Below are 18,865 nucleotides of genomic sequence, written 5' to 3' on the forward strand. Positions count from 1 at the left end.
CTTTTATTTGACCGTAACCATCGCATTTACCTCACCCGCAATCCTGTTCGCGTGAAGTGTCTGCAGTGCGACCACGCTCAAAGTTCCACCCTGCAAAGCAGAGATTCCCTCAGCCGCCGCACGCGCCGCCGCCAGTGTCGTAATCGTCGGAATTCTCGCCATTACCGCAGCTCGGCGAATCGCCTTCTCGTCGAAGAACGTATCCTGCCCGCGCGGTGTGTTCACGATCAGTTGAATCCGGTCCCCCTTGATCAGGTCGACCACATTCGGACGCCCTTCTTTCACTTTGTAGACACGCTCTGGCTGCAGCCCAGCCTGCTCGAGCACAATCGCTGTCCCATGGGTCGCCACCAGGTGGAATCCCATCTCCACAAAGTCCCGCGCCAGTGAAACTGCACCTTCCTTGTCGTGGTCATTCACGCTCAGAAACACAGTCCCCTTCAGCGGCAGCACCTGTCCCGCTGCAATCTGCGCCTTCGCAAATGCCTCACCGAAGTTATCCGCAACTCCCATCACCTCGCCCGTCGACTTCATCTCGGGACCAAGCACCGTATCGACCCCCGGGAACTTGCCCCACGGAAACACTGGCGACTTCACAAAGAAATGCGACCCCGTCTCCAGATCCTTTCCACTGGCAACCTGCTCCGGCAGCAACTCTTTTAGCTTCCGCCCCACCATAATCCGCGAGGCGATCTTGGCCAGCGGAATCCCCGTCGCCTTCGAGACATAAGGTACCGTCCGCGAAGCTCGCGGGTTCACCTCGATCACATAGACAGTTCCACGCTGGATTGCGAACTGAATATTCACCAGTCCGCGCACGCTCAGTGCCATTGCAAGCTTGCGTGTGTACTCGCGAATCGTCTGCATCACACTCTCACTCAAATCGACCGCAGGCAACACGCACGAAGAATCCCCCGAGTGAATGCCCGCCTCTTCGATATGCTGCATTATCCCGGCGATCAGTACATCGTCGCCATCGCACAGCGCATCCACATCGCACTCCACCGCATCTTCCAGGAAGTGATCGATCAGGACCGGCCGCTCTTGCGAGTACTCAATCGCAGTCGACATGTACCTGACGATTGCCTCATCGTCATACGCGATCACCATCGCGCGACCGCCCAGCACATACGAAGGCCGCACCAGCACCGGATACCCCACGCGGTTCGCTCCCGCCACAGCCTCTTCCACGCTTGTCGCAATCGCGCCCTCAGGCTGCGGAATCTTCAACTCCTCGATCAGCTTGCCAAACCGCTTCCGATCCTCGGCAAGATCGATCGACTCCGGCGACGTGCCAATGATTGGCACGCCAGCCTTCTTCAGCGGAAGCGAAAGGTTCAGCGGAGTCTGTCCTCCGAACTGCACAATCATGCCGATCTCAGCGCCCGAAGAGGCCTCATGCTCGTACACGCCTAGCACATCCTCCAGCGTCAACGGCTCGAAGTACAGACGGTCGCTCGTGTCATAGTCGGTCGACACCGTCTCCGGATTGCAGTTCACCATGATGGTCTCGTACCCATCCTCGCGCAGCGCAAACGCAGCGTGGCAACAGCAGTAATCGAACTCAATTCCCTGCCCGATCCGGTTCGGCCCACTCCCCAGGATCAAAATCTTCTTCTTCTTCGTCGGCGGCGCTTCGTCTTCTTCGTCGTAGCAGCTGTACAGATAAGGCGTGTAGCTCTCAAACTCACCCGCGCATGTATCCACCATCTTGTACACCGGCATCACATTCAGCTTCTTCCGCAACGCCCGCACTGCCGCCGTTCCCTCCGCTCCGGTCAATCCCCAACCGGCGGCCAGCCGCTCATCCGAGATCCCCATCCGCTTTGCCGTACGCAGCTGCTCTGCCGTAACCTCCGCCATCGGCACTCCACCGAGTGCTTTGATCTCATCGGTGATCTGCTTTATCTGGTGCAGGAACCACGGGTCCATTGAAGTCATGCGCGCAACCTCGCGCACCGTCATTCCCCGCTCAAACGCATAGCGGATGTAGTTCAAACGCTCTGGATGCGGCGTCACCAGCCGCTGCGTCAGCCGGCGCGGCTCAATATCATCTGCAGTTGCCTTCTTTCCCGTCTCTAGCGATCGCACCGCCTTCATCATCGCTTCCTTGAAGGTCCTGCCAATCGCCATCACCTCACCAACGGACTTCATCTGTGGTCCCAGAACCTCATCCGCACCAGGAAACTTTTCAAACTGCCACTTAGGAATCTTCACCACGACATAGTCAATCGTCGGCTCAAAACAAGCCGGCGTCGCCTTGGTAATGTCATTCTGAATCTCATCAAGCGTGTAGCCCACCGCCAGCCGTGCCGCGATCTTCGCAATCGGAAACCCGGTTGCCTTACTCGCCAGCGCCGACGAGCGCGACACGCGCGGATTCATCTCAATCACCGTCATGCGACCGTTCAGCGGATTCACCGCGAACTGCACATTGCTCCCGCCCGTCTCTACGCCAATCTCACGAATCACCCGGATCGCGGCATCCCGCATCACCTGGTACTCGCGATCGGTCAGCGTCTGTGCTGGAGCGACCGTAATCGAATCCCCCGTATGTACGCCCATAGGATCGAAGTTCTCGATCGAGCAGATGATGATGACGTTATCGTTCAGATCCCGCACCACCTCCAGCTCATACTCCTTCCAGCCCAGCACGCTCTCTTCCAGCAGACACTCATGCACCGGCGAAAGATCCAGTCCTCGCGACAAAATCTCCATCAGCTCTTCGCGGTTGTAAGCAATCCCTCCACCCGAACCGCCCAGTGTGAACGATGGCCGAATCACCACAGGAAACCCGATCTTTGCAGCAAACTCCAACCCATCGCGAATGTTGTTGATCAGCGCAGACCGCGGCATATCCAGCCCGATCTTCGTCATCGCATCCTTGAACAGCAACCGGTCCTCAGCCTTTTTGATCGCCTCGAGCTTCGCTCCAATCAGCTCAATGCCAAGCTTATCCAGTACGCCCGAGTCCGCCAGATCCACCGCAAGATTCAGCGCCGTCTGCCCACCCACCGTAGGCAGCACCGCAAACTTGCCCTTCGTGCCTAACCCATCCGGATCGAGCATCTCCTTCTCGATGCGAAGAATCTCTTCCAGATACGCAGCATTCAACGGCTCGATATAAGTCCTGTCCGCAACTTCGGGATCGGTCATGATCGACGCTGGGTTCGAGTTCACCAACACCACCTCATACCCCTCGGCCTTCAGCGCCTTGCAAGCCTGCGTCCCCGAGTAATCGAACTCCGCCGACTGCCCAATCACAATCGGCCCGGAGCCGATCACCAGAATCTTCGCAATGTCGTTCCTGCGTGGCATGTCTTATCTTCTTCCTGTTCCGAATCTCTTTGTGCCGAAAAAATGCGCGACCAAAGCCGCGCTTTTTAGCTTTATTTTTTGAACTCTTCCATCATCTTCCGAAAATCTTTGAAGAGATAATGCGAGTCATGTGGCCCCGGACTAGCCTCCGGATGGTATTGCACGCTGAACATGGGATCTGTCTTGTGCTTCAGTCCCGCCAGCGTCTGGTCATTCAGGTTCGTATGCGTCTTCTCCACCGTCTTCTCATCCAGAGATTCAGGATCGACGGCGAAGTTATGATTCTGCGCGGTAATCTCGACCTTCCCCGTCTGGTGATTCATGATCGGGTGATTGCCGCCGTGGTGCCCAAACTTCAGCTTGTACGTCTTGCCGCCCAGTGCCAGCCCAAACAGTTGGTGCCCAAGGCAGATTCCGAACATCGGAGTCTTTCCCTGCAGCTCCCGGATAGTCTCCTGCGCATACTCGAGCGGCTCCGGATCTCCCGGCCCATTCGAGAAGAACACTCCATCCGGCGCCATCGCCATCACATCCGCAGCCGAGGTCTTCGCCGGAACCACCGTCACGCGGCAGTTCTCCCGCGTCAGCATCCGTAAAATATTCTCTTTGATCCCGAAGTCGTAAGCCACCACGTGCATCTTCTTGGCGTCTTCGTCGATGGCCTGCGTCAGTAGCGTATCGCCGGTCTGATTCTTAGGCTCATTCGCATCCCACTCATAGGCGACCTTCGTGCTCACAATGCTTGCGAGATCGGTCCCTTCCATCTTCTTGATCGCTCGCGCCTTTGCCACCAGCGCATCCACGTCAAGATCTTCCCCCGACGCGATCACGCCGCGCATCACGCCATTCGCCCGCAGATGCCGCACGACGGCCCGCGTATCCACCTCGCCGATCACAGGCACGCCATAGCGCTCGAGATACTCATCCGCCACCTGGGTCGAACGCCAGTTCGAGCTCATCGTCGAAAACTCGCGCGTCACCAGGCCTTCAATGAACGGCTTTTTAGACTCCGCATCGCTCGGCGTCGTCCCATAGTTTCCAATATGCGGATTGGTCAGAACCACAATCTGCCCCGCATAGGAAGGATCGGTGAAGATCTCCTGATAGCCGGTCAGTGATGTATTGAAGACCACCTCGCCCGAGCACTCTGCTCGCGCACCAAAACTCTTACCGCGAAAAACGCGCCCATCTTCTAGCGCCAGTATTGCCTGCATTGCCTCTCCTGCCTGGAGTGGATTTAATAGATTCTATCAGCATTAGCGCTGCAAAACACCGGCTCCAGGCAAATCACTCCAACACTCCCACACGCAAAAAGGCCCGGCACGAACGCCGGGTCTTTTCACAAGATGTTGAAAGTTTACCGTTGTGGGTGATGGTGATGACGATGATGACGGCGATGGTGATGATACTGCTGGGCATTAGCAGGAATCACCGACCCAGCAAGAACAACAAAAGCAACCGCAGCGAGCAATAGTGTGCGCAATTTCATAATTAGAACTCCCTCTCAGCCGGCCACTCTTCCGAGCAACCATTCATAAGATGCAGCCTACCCTGCTCTCCACCACGCCGGGAACAAATTTTTCCTCAATCGTGAAGGAGTTCCCTCCTTGATTACCTGCAGGTTCCAGCGCAACACCACTATTCGATATCCACCAGAACATCCTCGCCCTCCACCCGCAACGGAAACACCTCCACGCGCTCATGCTCGGGATACGCCGCCAGTCCGGTCTTTGCGTTGAAAGCCCAGGAGTGCCACGGACATACCACCACTTCACCCTCCACCCAACCCTGCCCCAGTGGCCCCTGCCGATGGGGACACACGTTGTCCAGTGCAGAAAGCTCCCCGTTCACATTCGCCAGGCACACCGCCACGCCGTCTACCTCGGCCTCCATCACTCGACCTACCGGAGGAGCCTCCACCAACCCGCACAACCTTACCCACTGCGCCACTCGAAATCCTCCACTCTCTCCATCTTAGAGGCACGACGCCCCTCGAACGACTCACTCCCATCACTCCAAAATGCTACAGTCGAGGGAGAAGCCTTCATGCCCCGCCCCACACCAAAGCCCACCAAGCGCAGCCAGCCAACCAACTCTCCCCCTGAAGTCGTCAGCCCTTTATGGCTCGTCAAGGCCATTCTCGTCACCGTTGTCGCGGCTCTCTTCTGCGGCTATCTCACCTTCTGTCTGCTCTTCTATCAGGGCCAGTGGCAGCTCGTCCTTCATCCCACCCGAACCTCCGCTCCTCCCGCCTCCATCGCCGGCATACCCTACGAACTCATCCACTTCGGCCCAGACGAGTCCGCCACTCCGCAGCTCACCGGCTGGTGGATTCCTTCCGCCACTAGTACCCCGTACTCCCGCATCACCATCCTCTTCCTCCCCGGTGCCGACGGCTCACTGGCCGACTCCATCTCAACTCTCGCCAGCCTGCACAACCTGGGCCTCAACCTCTTCGCCTTCGACTACCGCGGCTACGGCCAAAGCGCTCCTACTCGCCCCAATCAACAAAACATGAACCAGGATGCTGACTCCGCCTGGCAATACCTCGCCGTCTCCCGGGCCATCCCAGCTCAACAAATCGTCCCCTACGGCACCGGCGTAGGAGCCTCGCTCGCCACACATCTCGCCGCCAGTCACGACACCATCCCAGCCATCATTCTCGACGCACCCAAAGCCGATCTCCTCGCAACCGCCCAACGCGATCCCCGCTCTCATCTCATCCCCGTGAGTCTTCTCTTCCACGAGATCTTCCCCCTCGCCGCTCCGCTCGCCACCCTTAAAACTCCAAAGCTCCTCATCTCCCGCACCAGCTCGCCCGCTAAAAGCTTCCGCACCGCAGCCGCCCCCAGGCTCACCGTAGAGCTTCCCTCACCCTCCGAGTCTCTCTACAGTCAAAGCCTCACTCGTTTTCTCGACCAGTACGTTGCGCAACCGGCACCGCAGCTCGTGCCTTCCCCGGCACCCGCCCACTAACATCCCGCCTCGTCCTCACCACTCCGCGATACCCTTTTTACAAAAGGATCTTTATGACGAAATGGCTCAACAGCCTGCAACCTGTCGGCGCGCTCCTCATGCGCCTTATCCTCGGCGTCTCCATGGCGGTACACGGATACTCCAAGGTCCTCCCCATGAGCGCCCTGCACCATTACGCCCACTACATCACCACTCTCGGCCTTCCCTACTGGCTCGGCTACATCTCTGCCTACACGGAGTTCGTCGGCGGCATTCTCCTCATCCTCGGTCTCCTCACTCGTCTGGCCGCCGCACTCGTCGCCATCAACATGCTCGTCGCCTTTGTCACCGTCGGTATCCACCAGGGCTTCGGAATCTACAACTACATCCTCGCCCTTGCCGCCCTCGCCATCATGCTTCTCTTCTATGGCCCCGGAGCAGTGGCACTCGATCGCAAAGTCGGCTTCGCCTGAGACACACGCATACTCTAGGCTCAAAACTCCAAATCAGAAGGAGTGAAGGCTCCCGATACTCTGGGAGCCTTACATTGTGGTGGGGAGTTCTTTTGTTGCGGATATTGGAAGCCGGTACTGTGGGAACTGCAAGCCCGACTGTTATGTGTTACATCCAATAAGACGCATTCTCTGAAGAAAAGTTGCCGTCCTTTTTCCACTATTTTGTATAGGGTGACTTTTTACATTCCATAAACAGAAGAGTGACACACTCAATACATCCGCAACCTGATCGTCTCCCTCACCTACGAGAAATTTAAGAACTCGTTCGGGTTCACGTGTGCTCCCGGAAACACCAACTCCAAATTCTTCGCACCCAGCGTTTTGTAAGCAGCCTCGCCAAGCACGCGCCGGAAGTCAGTCGTCACCGTCAAATCCCGCCCCTCGTTCAACTGCTCATTCGCAAGCCCCGGCCACTTGCCGTACACCTTGCCGCCCTTCACTCTTCCGCCCAGCACGAACATTACGTTCGCATGCCCATGGTCGGTCCCGCCCGTTCCATTCTGCCGCGCCGTCCGTCCGAACTCCGACATCGTCACCAGCGTCACGTTCTCCGCGTCGTCGCCCATATCCTTCCAGAACGCCGCAATCGTCTCCGAAAACTCCTTCAGCCGATTCGCCAGCTGCCCATTTACGTTCCCCTGGTTCTGGTGCGTATCCCATCCGCCAATATCGGAGAACGCCGCCTCCACCCCCAGGTTCGCCTTCATCAACTGCGCCACCTGCTTCAGGCTGTTGCCAAACGGAGTATTCGGATACACCACTCCCGCCGCTGGCTGATACTGCGCCGGGTTTGCCGACTTCAGCATCTTCACTGCCTCAAATGTCTCCTGCCCTGTCCCATGCAACACCGCATCCGAGCTCTCGTCATACATCGCCTGAAACGCATTGCTGATCGGCGAGGTCTGCGATCCCTTCCCAGCCACCGAAAAATCCGCCAGACTGTTCACCGCGATCGCCGGTAGTCTTCCCTGCAGCGTCCGCGGCACCTGCGTCCCCAGCGCCACCGCGCGAAACGCCGAAGGCTTTCCTGTCACCGTCTCCGCCTGCAACGCGCGATTCAACCAGCCATCCGCAGTCGCCTTCACCCCGGGCGTGCCGCTCTCCATGTAATCCTGCGCATCGAAGTGCGACCGCGTCGTATCCGGCGAGCCCGCCGCATGAACGATCGCCAGATGCCCCTGCTCATAGAGAGGCTTGAACGCGCTCATCGCAGGATGCAGCCCGAAGAATCCATTCAGATCCAGAACGTCCTTCTCCTGAATCGCAATCGAAGGCCGCATCGCATAGTAGTTCTTCTCTTTGTAAGGAACCACAACATTCAACCCATCCGCCGCGCCCCGCTGAAACAGAACCACCAGCTTCTTCTTATTCGCCGCCGCCGTTGTCACCTCAGCCAGCACACTCCGCGACAGGAACGCTGGAATCGTAGACGTCCCAATCAGTGCCAGCGCCCCGCCCTTCATAAACCCACGCCGCGTCACCCCACGCTTCGCCGCATCGCGCCCACGAAGATCGCATCCCCAATCGCTCTGATCTGTCATACCCTTCATGCTCGCCATCATAGACTCCAGTCTCAACATCCACCTTTACAAACGCATCTGCGCAGCAGAAGTTGCCTGAATCAACACCAAGTAGCCTGTCATTCTGGGCGAAGAGAAGAAGTCCCGCATTGGTCTCTGCCCTTGCTGTTGCCGTTGCCCGTTATTGCGCCTGTCATTACCTACCCTTCCCACACCCCAAAAAGAACGTCATCTCGACCGAAGCAGATCACAGCCTCATCGTGAGCTACGCAGTGGAGAGACCCCCGCATTTCGCCCTTGTTCTTGCAGCTGCGTGTGTCTCTCATCTGCATAAACCTTTACCGCCGCTGAAACTCCGGCGAACCCAGCAGCAGTCCCGCCATCCCTGCAGCCTCCCGGTCAAGCGGTGGCGTTGCCCTTTGCCTCGGCGAAGACACGTTCAACACCTGGGCCATCGGCTCCGCATCGTTCGCTCGAATCCCAAAGCTCTTCTCCGCCTGCTGCTGCGTCGTCTGATCCTGAAACTGCGCCAACACCGTCTCCCGCGTCCTGTCACTGACCGCCTGCCCCAGCAGCACCGTCTCCAGCCGCTTCTCCTTCATCGCCGCCGACTCGCCCGACTCGTCCCCCAGCAAACGAGCCCAATCCGTCTGCACTCCGACAATGCGATCGTTACTCAACGACACCGCAAAGTTCAGCCGGTTCACCAGGTCGCCCGAGTTCACCCACGACTCCGCCATCCAGCTATATCCATTCGGCGTCTGCATCCCATACAGCGGCATCCCCAGCTTATCCAGCGCCTGAAACAACGGAATCGCCGTCGTCACCTCCGCTCCGCTCGCTCTCACCGCCGACACCACAAACTCCTCCGGCGTCTTCACCTTCGCCCGGTAAACCTCCGGCGACCAAAACTCCGGCGCATCGAACATCGTCCGCAGCACCGTCTTGATGTCTCCTCCACTCGCCACAAACGCCTTCGCCATCCTGTCTACCAGCGCCTGCGGAGGCGTATCGCTCACAAACCGCACCGCCAGCTTGGCCGAGATAAACTGCGCCGTCGCCGGACTCGTCGCCAGCAGATGCAGCACCTCCATCCCCTCAGCCTCGCCGTTCTCACTAATCTTCTTCCCCAGCACCGTCTTCGATCCCGGCTCATGCCGCCGCTCCTCAAACCGGTATGTCCCGCTCCGGTAAGGCTGATCGACCGTCCACCCCGTCAACACCTCCGCCACCTGCGTCACGTCCTGCTGCGTATATCCTCGCCCGCAAGCCTTATCCAGCATGCTCACCGGCTTATCCGCGCTCACCTCGCACTGCACCCCCAGCGTATGCAGCTCCATCAACTCGCGCGCATAGTTCTCATTCAGCCCGCGATCCTTCAACGCCTGCTTCACCTGTGGGTTCTGCGCAAACTTCGCAAGCTTGCCGCCGTTCCTCGCAGCCTGCGAATCCGGCCCGATGCTCTGCCAGTTATCCAGGTACATCAGCATCGCCGGACTCTTCGCCGTCGCCGCCAGCAAGTCCTCAAACTTGCCCAGCACATGCGGCCGAATCGTATCCCGCTCATAAGCAGGCAGCAGAAACGGCTCATTCTGATTCTTCTTGAGGTACACGTTGAAGTGATTCAGCCAGAAGTCGGTCATCACCGCCTCCAGTTGCCGCTCGCTGTACACATCGCGCAGCATTCGCGACTCCAGCACCTCTGCGCCAATCATCCTCGGCGAGCCCTGCAACGCAGCCAGCGTCTCCCGCTGTATCGGCGACAGGCCCTCTGCCGCAGCCAGCAGCTCGCCCTTACTCAGACTCTTGCGAAACCTCACCATCTCCTCCGGCGGCATCGACAAAATCCTCTGCATCCTCTGGTCCGGCGGCAGATTAATAATCTTCACCGCATCCAGCCCCGAATAAAACTGCTCCTCATGGGTAGCCATCGCAGGAGTCGTAGGATCCACACCATCCCCAGGCAGCGCAGCCTTCATCTCGTCGTTCTTCGCCATCGAACCATCGCCCGCAGCTGCAGCATCCCCATCACCCTTCGCAGCAGCCTGCGCGGCCTCCTTCTTCGCCTTCGCAGCCTTGTAGAACGCAATCTGATCCGCATAGATCGCATGCTCCACCGGCTCGGCGGGCAGCGGCACATCCTTCGTAATCATCTGCCGCAACATCGCCGGACTCGGATATCGCTGCCTCATCTCCGCCTGCTCCATCTGCATCGCGGGAAACATCTCCAACCGGGCCTCCAGCGCCGAATCGTCGATACTCTGCGGATTCAGCTGCCGCTCAAACCACGCCTTCACCCCCATCTCGCGCACCGCTGCAACATCCCCCGGTCGCGGCCCGAACGTAAACCGGTTCAGCGCATGCAGCGCCCTCTGCTCCTCATGGATCTGCTTAACTGAGGGCACTACCGCCTTCCTCGCGGTCACAGCCGCCACCATCGGCTGCTCCATCATCAGCACGCACAACACACCCGAAACCAAAACCCGCAGCCCACCAAGAAAAATCGCGGCACAACTCTGTCCAGATCGCATAACAACTCCTCACCGTACTGCGCCAAAACTCACGCGGCGCAGCCAGTCACAGACTCACGCCTGCAATCAAAGACACCAAACCAGCGCATCAGTTGCGCAATCCTTGCGTCTGACCAACGGGAAGACCCACGCACCACCCCAGCCAAGACCGGTACACAAGTCACGAAGTGACCGCCCCGCGCGTAGCGGGCCCGTCCGGCAGGACGCCTTTCAGTGACAGCCTAAAACGCCGCCAGCTCTGCCATCGCCCGGTAAAGATCCTCCGGCTGCGGCAGAATCGCATCCTCCAGCAATGGCTGATACGCCACAAACGTATCCATCGCCGCCACCCTTCGCACCGGAGCATCCAGGTCATGAAACAGCTCATCGCCGATCCGCGCCGCAATCTCCGCCCCATAGCCCCAGCTCAACATATCCTCATGCGCCACAATCACGCGATTGGTCTTCCTCACGCTCTCCGCAATCGCCTCCCAGTCGTACGGAGTCAGGCTCCGCAGATCGATCAGCTCCACATCAATACCTTTATCGCGATGCAGCTTCTGCGCCGCCTGTAGCGCCCTCGGTACCACCGCACCATACGTCAGTACGGTCACGTCCTTCCCCGGCCGCACAATCTTCGCCTTCCCGAACGGAATGCAGTAGTCAGGCCCCGGATAAGCCGCACGCCCAAATGTCTCGCGGTACAGCCGCTTATGCTCCAGAAACAGCACCGGGTCGTCGCACCGAATCGCGGTCCGCAGCAGTCCCAGCGCATCCAGCGCATTCGAAGGCATCACCACCCGCACCCCCGGCGTATGCGTAAAGATGCTCTCACCCGACTGCGAGTGATAGATCGACCCACCCGTCAGGTAACCGCCAATCGGCACCCGCATCACCAGCGGGCAGCTGAAATCCCCATTCGACCGCCACCGCATCAGCGAAAGCTCATTCCGCATCTGGTGCATTGCAGGCCAAATGTAGTCGAAGAACTGAATCTCCACCACCGGCTTCATCCCTCGCACCGCCATGCCAATCGCACGGCCCGTAATATTCGCCTCTGCCAGCGGAGAGTTCCAGCACCGGTCGCTGCCAAACTCTGTCTGCAACCCTGCCGTCAGCTTGAACACACCACCCTTGCCCTTGATCTTCCCCGCCCGCAGCGCCTCATCGCGAGTAGCATCGGCCACATCTTCGCCAAACACCACCACCCGCTCATCCCGCCGCATCTCATCCTTCAGGCAGCAGTTGATCAGGTCCGCCATCGTCCGCTCCGTCGCATCCGCGGTAGGCTTCGGCTCCGTCGCAAACCGCTCATCCTGCGAGCTCAGGTCCTCCGAGTAGACATGCGTCGTAATCGAGGCCACCGTCGGCAGCGTCGCCATCACTGCACGATCCGCCGCCCGCTGTACCTCTTCATCTACTTGCCGCTCCAGCTTGTTGATCCCATCCGCGTCGAGAATCCCCTCTCGCAGCAGCCACATCTGCATCCGCGAGATCGGGTCTCTTGCCGCATCTATATCCAACTCCTCTGCCGATCGATACGCCCGCTCATCATCACTCAGCGAGTGCGAATAAGGCCGGATCACATGACCATGCACCAGCGCAGGCCCCTTACCCGACCGGCAATAAGCCACCGCCTCCACCATTGCCTTGTAACTCGCAATCGGATCGGTCCCGTCAACCTCGGCAAAGTGGAAGTTAGGAAAATTCGCCACCAGCCTGGAGATATTTCCCCCCGGCGTATTCACCTCCACCGGTGTCGAGATCGCGTACCCGTTGTCCTCAATCACATACAACACCGGCAGCTTCCCATTCGAAGCCGTATTCAACGACTCCCAGAACTCTCCCTGGCTCGTCGACCCTTCACCGATGGAGACATAAACCACCTCATCGCCGTGAAACGTCACGTCCTTGAACTCGCGATAATCCCCATCGTGCTTCTTCGCCGCATCAGGATGCTTTGTGAAAAACCGTCCCGCCTCCGCACACCCAACCGCATGCAGGCACTGCGTAGCCGTCGAAGACGACGGCGACACGATATTCAACTTCCTGCTCGACCAGTGCGAAGGCATCTGCCGTCCGCCACTCGCCGTATCATCCGCCGCACCTACCGCCTGCAGCAGCTGCTCCTCCACCGTGTTGCCCAGCGTCAGGCAGATCGCCCTGTCGCGATAGTAAGGAAAGAACCAGTCATATCCCGGCTTCAGCGCCATCCCTGCCGCCACCAACAGCGCCTCATGCCCGGCGCACGAGATCTGGAAAAAGATCTTCTGCTGCCGCTTCAAAACAATCTCGCGATCGTCGGTCCGCCGCGACAGATACATCAGCCGGTAGAACTCCACCAGCTGCTCCCGCGTCAGAGGACTCTCCAACGTGCCGTCCGCCGACTTCTTATTCTCCTGCACACCGCTTCCAGACTGTCTTGCCATACACCTATCCTTTACTTCGAAAGCCGCAAGGCATTATCCCTACAGTCACAGATTGTACCGGTAAGCCACCACGCTTGACTCCCCCCCGATGCACCTCTATGGTCTCTGTTTTCCTCTGCAAAAAAGGCAAAGAGATGGGCAACCCGGAGGCCGCCCATCTCCTTCAACTCGAGCTAAACAAACAACGGTGCAAGCACCAGCGTAATCGTCGCCAGCAACTTGATCAGCACATGAAGGCTCGGCCCCGCCGTATCCTTGAAGGGATCGCCAACCGTATCGCCCACCACGGCAGCCTTATGCGCGTCCGACTTCTTCCCGCCATACTGCCCCGTCTCGATAAACTTCTTCGCGTTATCCCACGCTCCGCCGCCATTGTTCATCAACATCGCCAGCAAAACACCGGAGATCGTGCCCACCATCAACAACCCAGCCACGGCCTCGGCGCCAGCCAGGTTCACCGGCACTCCGCCAATCGCGGGCACCGGCAGCACCGCACCCGGAGCATAGATCGCCGAACTCGCCTGGTAGCTCGAGCTGAGATGGCGAAAGATCAACCCCACCGCCACCGGCAGACCCACCGCAAGCAACCCAGGCACCACCATCTCCTTCAACGCCGCGCCCGTCACAATATTCACGCAACGCGCATAGTCCGGCTTTGAAGTCCCCAGCATAATCCCCGGATTCTCCTTGAACTGATCGCGAACATCCTTCACCACCATCTGCGCCGTTCGCCCCACCGCCTTGATCGCCAGCGAGCTGAACAGGTAAGTCAACATCGCACCCAGCAAAGCCCCCACAAACACCGGCACCTGCGCCAGGTTGATATTCGTAAAGCTCCAACCCACCGGCATATAGCCGCCTGCAATCGTAACCTTATCAGTCACAATTGTCTTGATCTCTTCCAGATAAGCCGAGAACAGCAGGAACGCCGCCAGCGAAGCCGACCCAATCGCATATCCCTTCGTCAACGCCTTCGTCGTGTTTCCCGCCGAGTCCAGCTTGTCCGTTCGGTCGCGAATCTCATGCGGCTGATTCGACATCTCGATGATCCCACCCGCGTTATCCGTGATCGGCCCAAACGTATCCATCGCCAAAATGTAAGCCGCGCAACTCAGCATCCCCATCGTAGCGATCGCCGTGCCGTAGATCCCCTTGGCATAGTCGCTGATCCCCGCAACCCCGGCCAGCCCCTGCACGCCGAAGTAGTAACTCATCAGCAGCGCCGCCGAGATCACCACCACTGGCATCGCCGGTGTCTCCATTCCCACTGCCAGCCCACTGATAATGTTCGTCGCCGGCCCCGTCACCGAAGCCTCCACAATCGACCGCACCGGGCGAAACTTCGCCTCCGTGTAGTACTCCGTAATCCACACAAACAGAAACGCCGTCACCAGCCCAATCACGCCGCAACCCAGCAGCCATACCCACTGCACCTGCGGCCCGTTCAGCATCGTATAAACCGCCACCGCGAAGCCAGCCAACGCCAGTGCCGAGGTCACATAGAACCCCTTGTTCAGCGCGTGCATCGGGTCCTCATCCTCGCGCGTCGACACCACAAACACGCCAACGATGCTCGCAATCAAATTGATCGCGTGCACAATCAGCGGGAACAGAATCCCCTTCACCCCAAACACCGGATAAAGTGCCGCACCTAAAATCATCGCGCCGACATTCTCCGCCGCCGTCGACTCAAACAAGTCCGCACCACGGCCCGCGCAATCCCCAACGTTATCGCCCACAAGGTCCGCAATCACAGCCGGATTCCGTGGATCGTCTTCGGGAATCCCCGCCTCTACCTTGCCCACCAGGTCCGCGCCCACGTCCGCGGCCTTCGTATAAATTCCTCCACCAAGCTGCGCAAACAGCGCCACCAGCGAAGCCCCAAACCCAAACCCTACCAACTGGTACGGCACCGTCTGCGGATGCTCCAACCCACCGAAGAACAGGAACAACACCCCCACTCCCAGCAGCGAGAGCGCCACCACCACCAGTCCCGTCACCGCTCCGCCCCGCAGAGCCATCTGCAGCGCTTTATTCAAACTCGTTCGCGCCGCCGAAGCCGTCCGGATATTCGCCCGGATCGAGCAGTACATCCCCGTAAATCCAGCCAGTCCAGAGCACACCGCCCCCACCAGAAAACTCACCACCGTCTTCAGCGCATACGGTGAAGTCCTCGGCGAGAGCCGATACCCCACAAACACCACCACCGCCAGCACCAGCGCAATCGCCCCGATCGTCCTGTACTGCCGCCGCAGAAACGCCTCCGCCCCCTCGCGGATCGCATCCGAGATCGCCCGCATCTCCGCCGTACCCGTATCCGACGCGATAACCGCCCGCGCCAGCATCAGCGCCGCCACCAGCGCCAGTACTCCCACCCCTAAAGCAAGCCACAGATAGATCCGCCCGTCGCTACCGTCGACAACCGCAGGCGAAAACGGAACCTGCTCCCGAACGGCCATAGCCAAAAAACTTACTCCAACCATGCAAGGGTCTCCTTAGAACACAAACTTTCGCTTAGCTTCACAAAGGCGGCAATTAGAGCACGTGCAATCAGACAGGGTCAATGCGCCCCTTAACCAAGAAGGATCAGACAGATCTAACGCAATCGATAAACCAAAGTAATAGCACAGAACACTATTGGCACTCATGCAAATTTCTCTCCACGCCGATGCATAGCTCAGTGCAACAGCGAGGTGCAGCGTGTCCGTTCTCTGTGTGTCCACTCTCCCAGGCTTAATCTTTTCCACATGCCGCACCCGTTTGGTTCGCCGAAGCATCGCACTCCTGGTCGTGGCGCTGCCCCTGACAGCAGCCGCACAGATCGATACCACCAGCATCGCTCCCCATCGCTATCTTGTCCTCTATCGCAACGCAACAATCCCCGCCGACGCCGAGGCTCATCTCCTCGCCTCTGGCACCCACCTTACGCAGCGTAACGAACACCTCGGCATCGCCGCCGTCCAGTCTCCCGTCTCTCAGGACGATGCAACCACCCTACGCCTCCTCGCCGCGCAGCCGAACGTCGCCTACGTCCTCCACGACCGAATCATCTCCGCTCTCCGCCTCCGAACCACCGCATCCCCATCGCCCGCGGCCATCTCCTCCACGGTCAACAGTGGAGGCCAGCCCGTCCCTCCCACAAAGAGCCCCGGCAGGCTTCCAACTCACGGCCGCATCCTCAACTCCCTGCCGATCCTCCCTCCTCCTCCCACCCCGCCAACCTACGACACCTACTACACCTCCACGCCACAGGGGTGGGCAGTCCAGCAAGTCGGAGGCTACGGCAACAACATCGCCGGTGCTCCCGCACACGGCCCCTGGGACACCACCATGGGCAAAGGCATCAGAATCGCAGTCATCGACAGCGGAGTCGATCAAACTCACCCCGACATCGCACCTAACCTCGCCCTCAACCTCACTGAAGTCGATCAATCCGCCTTCCCCAGCGCCTGCGACGACGGCAGCCCTCAGGACCAGCAAGGCCACGGCACGTGGACCGCCTCGCTCGCAGCAGGAGCCCTCGGCCCTGGAACCGGCAAGGTCGTCGGCGTAGCTCCCGCCGCGACCATCCTCAACATCAAGGTCCTCCAGCGCATGCCCGCCTCCCTCACCGGAGACACCAACCCCGCCGACCAGTGTGAGGCAGGTGAAGCTAGTGGCCTCCTCAGCTGGCTTATGAAGGGCATCGAAGACGCCGTCACCAACCGGGCCGACGTCATCTCCCTCTCTGTCGGTGCCACAGCCGACCTCACCACCGGAGACGGCGCCGGCCTCCTCGCTGCCTTCAACCAGATCACCTACGCCGCTGCCCAGGCCAACATCGTCCTCGTCGCCTCCGCCGGCAACGACGGCCTCGACCTCTCCAACCCCCGCTACGTCGAGCTTCCCGCGCAGTCCCGCGATGTCCTCTCCCTGGTCGCCTCCACCAACCCCGCCTGCGCCCAGAACACCACCCCCGGCGCTACCTGCACCCCCGGCCCCGTCTCTCTCGCCTATTACACGAACTATGGCACCCCCCTCGACGCCCTCGCCGCACCCGGAGGGAGTTATCCCGACGGGCCCGACACCGGTGTCAGCGGCTGGATCGAAGGTGCCTGCAGCTCAGGTCTCCCCAACACCGTAGACGGCCTTCCTGCCGACTCCACCCACAGCTTCGGCTGTTTCAGTCTCGGCCACACCGCTTACGTTCAAGCCATAGGTACCAGCGCCTCTGCCCCACTTGCTGCTGGAGTCGCTGCTCTGGTCCGTGCTGCCCACCCCGGCTGGAGCGCCGCCACCGTCGTCGCCGCCATGCGAAACTCAGCCGTCACCCTCCCCGGCCTCTCCATTCCCCTGATCAGCGCAACTGCTGCCCTCTCCCAGCCCACCCCACAATAAAACTGTCCTGTCGGACAGGCCTCTTGCGCGGCGGGCGGCCACTTCGCGACGTATCTACCGGTCTGGGTATAACAAGCAGTGCGGATCCTCCCGCTGGTCCCGGAAGACGTCGATTCCAACCAACGGGAGAACCACGCGGAGCAGTAAAAAGGCGTGCGAACGCCCTCTAGCCCTTCATGCGTTCCTTCACGCTATGGGCAAGCTTCTCAATCTCTTCTGCCTTCTTGATCACATCCACTGACAAAATATTCTTATTCGTCTTATCCACCTGCTGCTTTAGATCTGTAGCCAGCGCCAGCAGCTTGTCGGTATCGGCTACCAGGCGCTTCTGCCGCTCCGCGCTGCGCACCTCTTCCTGCTGCTCCAGCCGGTGAGAATCGGCGTTAGGATCAGGGTCTCCCGTTCGATCGTGCGTCTGCCCCGGTAGGTGCTGCTGCGGTATCGGTTGAAACTGTCCTTCGCTCACTCTTCCCGAAACCCCCACTGCCAAAACCATCCCTATCACGGCCATCTGAAGTATTCGCATCGCATCTACCTCCATCCCGCTGTCGGTCCCCACACTCGCTATCTGAATTGCATCTTACAAACAGCTGCCGCATTCTGTTCACAGCATTATTTCCCGAAAGCGAGACGCCGTAATCATGCTCCTTCAGACCTTGGCCCCGCAAGACGGACGTATCGTTCAAACCATTGAGCTCGACTGGCATAACGACATCGTCGCCTTCGCCGCGCATAAGCTCCCCAAGATCCTCGTCGTCCTGGTGGTCCTCTTCGCCCTCCAGCGCACGGTTCTCTTCTTCGTCAAAAAGATGCGTAACCGCGCCGACCACCAGGTGGGAAACTTCCACCGCGCCGCCCAGCTCCGCACCATGGCTTCGATCCTTCGCGCCACCTCATACGGCGTCCTCGGCTTCATCGCCTTCCTCCAGCTCCTTAACATCTTCGATATCCCGTACCAGCCCATCCTCGCCTCCGCGGGAATCGTCGGCGTCGGCGTAGGCCTCGGCGCGCAGTCCATCTTCAAAGACATGCTCAACGGCATCTTCATCCTCGTCGAAGACCAGTACAACGTCGGCGAAGTCGTCAGCCTCGCCGGCCTCAAAGGCACTGTCGAAGACCTCTCCCTCCGCCGCACCACCCTCCGCGACGGTGACGGCACCCTCTACATCATCCCCAACAGCCAGATCGCCACCGTCTCCAATCTCTCCCGCGACTACTCCATCGCCGCCCTCAACGTCAGC

General features: G+C 59.5%; 12 protein-coding genes. 4 read left to right on the forward strand and 8 right to left on the reverse strand.

Translation table 11 applies throughout. The annotated features are described in order from the left end of the window. Nucleotides 1-3: 3 nt before the first annotated feature. The 3 genes from carB to GSQ94_RS12940 all read right to left on the reverse strand — a co-directional run bounded on the left by carB (nt 4) and on the right by GSQ94_RS12940 (nt 5,268). Nucleotides 4-3,318 (reverse strand): carbamoyl-phosphate synthase large subunit, encoded by a 3,315-nt coding sequence (gene carB, locus GSQ94_RS12930; RefSeq protein ID WP_158944278.1) that lies wholly within the window; start codon nt 3,316-3,318, stop codon nt 4-6. A gap of 71 nt (nt 3,319-3,389) precedes the next feature. Continuing rightward, complete coding sequence (gene carA, locus GSQ94_RS12935; RefSeq protein WP_158944279.1) at nt 3,390-4,532, reverse strand: glutamine-hydrolyzing carbamoyl-phosphate synthase small subunit; 1,143 nt, start codon at nt 4,530-4,532, stop codon at nt 3,390-3,392. Nucleotides 4,533-4,956: 424 nt separating this feature from the next. Continuing rightward, nucleotides 4,957-5,268: a Rieske 2Fe-2S domain-containing protein gene (locus GSQ94_RS12940; protein WP_158944280.1), complete on the reverse strand. Its 312-nt coding sequence runs from the start codon at nt 5,266-5,268 to the stop codon at nt 4,957-4,959. Nucleotides 5,269-5,364: 96 nt separating this feature from the next. Here GSQ94_RS12940 and GSQ94_RS12945 point away from each other — a divergent pair, with 96 nt between their 5' ends. Together GSQ94_RS12945 and GSQ94_RS12950 are read left to right on the forward strand one after the other, a co-directional pair. After that, the gene (locus GSQ94_RS12945) at nt 5,365-6,294 is read left to right on the forward strand and encodes an alpha/beta hydrolase (protein WP_158944281.1); all 930 of its coding nucleotides are present in this window, start codon (nt 5,365-5,367) and stop codon (nt 6,292-6,294) included. A 53-nt stretch (nt 6,295-6,347) separates the two neighbouring features. Further along, nucleotides 6,348-6,746 carry a DoxX family protein gene (locus GSQ94_RS12950; RefSeq protein ID WP_158944282.1) on the forward strand — a complete coding sequence of 133 codons (399 nt, stop codon included), beginning with the start codon at nt 6,348-6,350 and terminating at the stop codon, nt 6,744-6,746. 284 nt (nt 6,747-7,030) lie between these two features. Here GSQ94_RS12950 and GSQ94_RS12955 read toward each other — a convergent pair whose 3' ends face one another. The 4 genes from GSQ94_RS12955 to GSQ94_RS12970 form a co-directional block, all read right to left on the reverse strand. Further along, on the reverse strand, nt 7,031-8,329 hold the full coding sequence (locus GSQ94_RS12955) for a DUF1501 domain-containing protein (protein WP_254063852.1): 1,299 nt from the start codon (nt 8,327-8,329) through the stop codon (nt 7,031-7,033). 317 nt (nt 8,330-8,646) lie between these two features. Next, entirely contained in the window at nt 8,647-10,839 is a 2,193-nt protein-coding gene (locus GSQ94_RS12960; protein ID WP_254063848.1) for a DUF1800 domain-containing protein, read from the reverse strand. A gap of 221 nt (nt 10,840-11,060) precedes the next feature. Next, complete coding sequence (locus GSQ94_RS12965) at nt 11,061-13,247, reverse strand: thiamine pyrophosphate-dependent enzyme (RefSeq protein ID WP_158944283.1); 2,187 nt, start codon at nt 13,245-13,247, stop codon at nt 11,061-11,063. A 173-nt stretch (nt 13,248-13,420) separates the two neighbouring features. Beyond that, nucleotides 13,421-15,730 (reverse strand): sodium-translocating pyrophosphatase, encoded by a 2,310-nt coding sequence (locus tag GSQ94_RS12970; protein ID WP_254063849.1) that lies wholly within the window; start codon nt 15,728-15,730, stop codon nt 13,421-13,423. Between the two features lie 307 nt (nt 15,731-16,037). Here GSQ94_RS12970 and GSQ94_RS12975 point away from each other — a divergent pair, with 307 nt between their 5' ends. Further along, complete coding sequence (locus GSQ94_RS12975) at nt 16,038-17,624, forward strand: S8 family peptidase (protein ID WP_158944284.1); 1,587 nt, start codon at nt 16,038-16,040, stop codon at nt 17,622-17,624. 166 nt (nt 17,625-17,790) lie between these two features. Here GSQ94_RS12975 and GSQ94_RS12980 read toward each other — a convergent pair whose 3' ends face one another. Then, a complete protein-coding gene (locus GSQ94_RS12980; protein ID WP_158944285.1) occupies nt 17,791-18,150 on the reverse strand; it encodes a hypothetical protein in 360 nt (119 codons plus the stop codon). A 115-nt stretch (nt 18,151-18,265) separates the two neighbouring features. Between GSQ94_RS12980 and GSQ94_RS12985 the strand changes: the two genes are divergently transcribed. After that, nucleotides 18,266-18,865: mechanosensitive ion channel family protein (locus GSQ94_RS12985; protein WP_158944286.1), on the forward strand; the 600-nt coding region annotated here is incomplete at its 3' end.

Origin of the sequence: Granulicella sp. S190 (genome assembly GCF_009766095.1) — a bacterium.
Taxonomy (GTDB): Bacteria; Acidobacteriota; Terriglobia; order Terriglobales; family Acidobacteriaceae; genus Edaphobacter.

Bases quoted from the DNA above. Each gene is read 5' to 3' on its own strand.
- GSQ94_RS12960 (WP_254063848.1), bottom strand. From the start codon at position 10,839: ATGCGATCTGGACAGAGTTGTGCCGCGATTTTTCTTGGTGGGCTGCGG.
- GSQ94_RS12945 (WP_158944281.1), top strand. From the start codon at position 5,365: ATGCCCCGCCCCACACCAAAGCCCACCAAGCGCAGCCAGCCAACCAAC.
- carA (WP_158944279.1), bottom strand. From the start codon at position 4,532: ATGCAGGCAATACTGGCGCTAGAAGATGGGCGCGTTTTTCGCGGTAAG.
- GSQ94_RS12970 (WP_254063849.1), bottom strand. From the start codon at position 15,730: ATGGTTGGAGTAAGTTTTTTGGCTATGGCCGTTCGGGAGCAGGTTCCG.
- GSQ94_RS12965 (WP_158944283.1), bottom strand. From the start codon at position 13,247: ATGGCAAGACAGTCTGGAAGCGGTGTGCAGGAGAATAAGAAGTCGGCG.
- carB (WP_158944278.1), bottom strand. From the start codon at position 3,318: ATGCCACGCAGGAACGACATTGCGAAGATTCTGGTGATCGGCTCCGGG.
- GSQ94_RS12950 (WP_158944282.1), top strand. From the start codon at position 6,348: ATGACGAAATGGCTCAACAGCCTGCAACCTGTCGGCGCGCTCCTCATG.
- GSQ94_RS12980 (WP_158944285.1), bottom strand. From the start codon at position 18,150: ATGCGAATACTTCAGATGGCCGTGATAGGGATGGTTTTGGCAGTGGGG.
- GSQ94_RS12955 (WP_254063852.1), bottom strand. From the start codon at position 8,329: ATGACAGATCAGAGCGATTGGGGATGCGATCTTCGTGGGCGCGATGCG.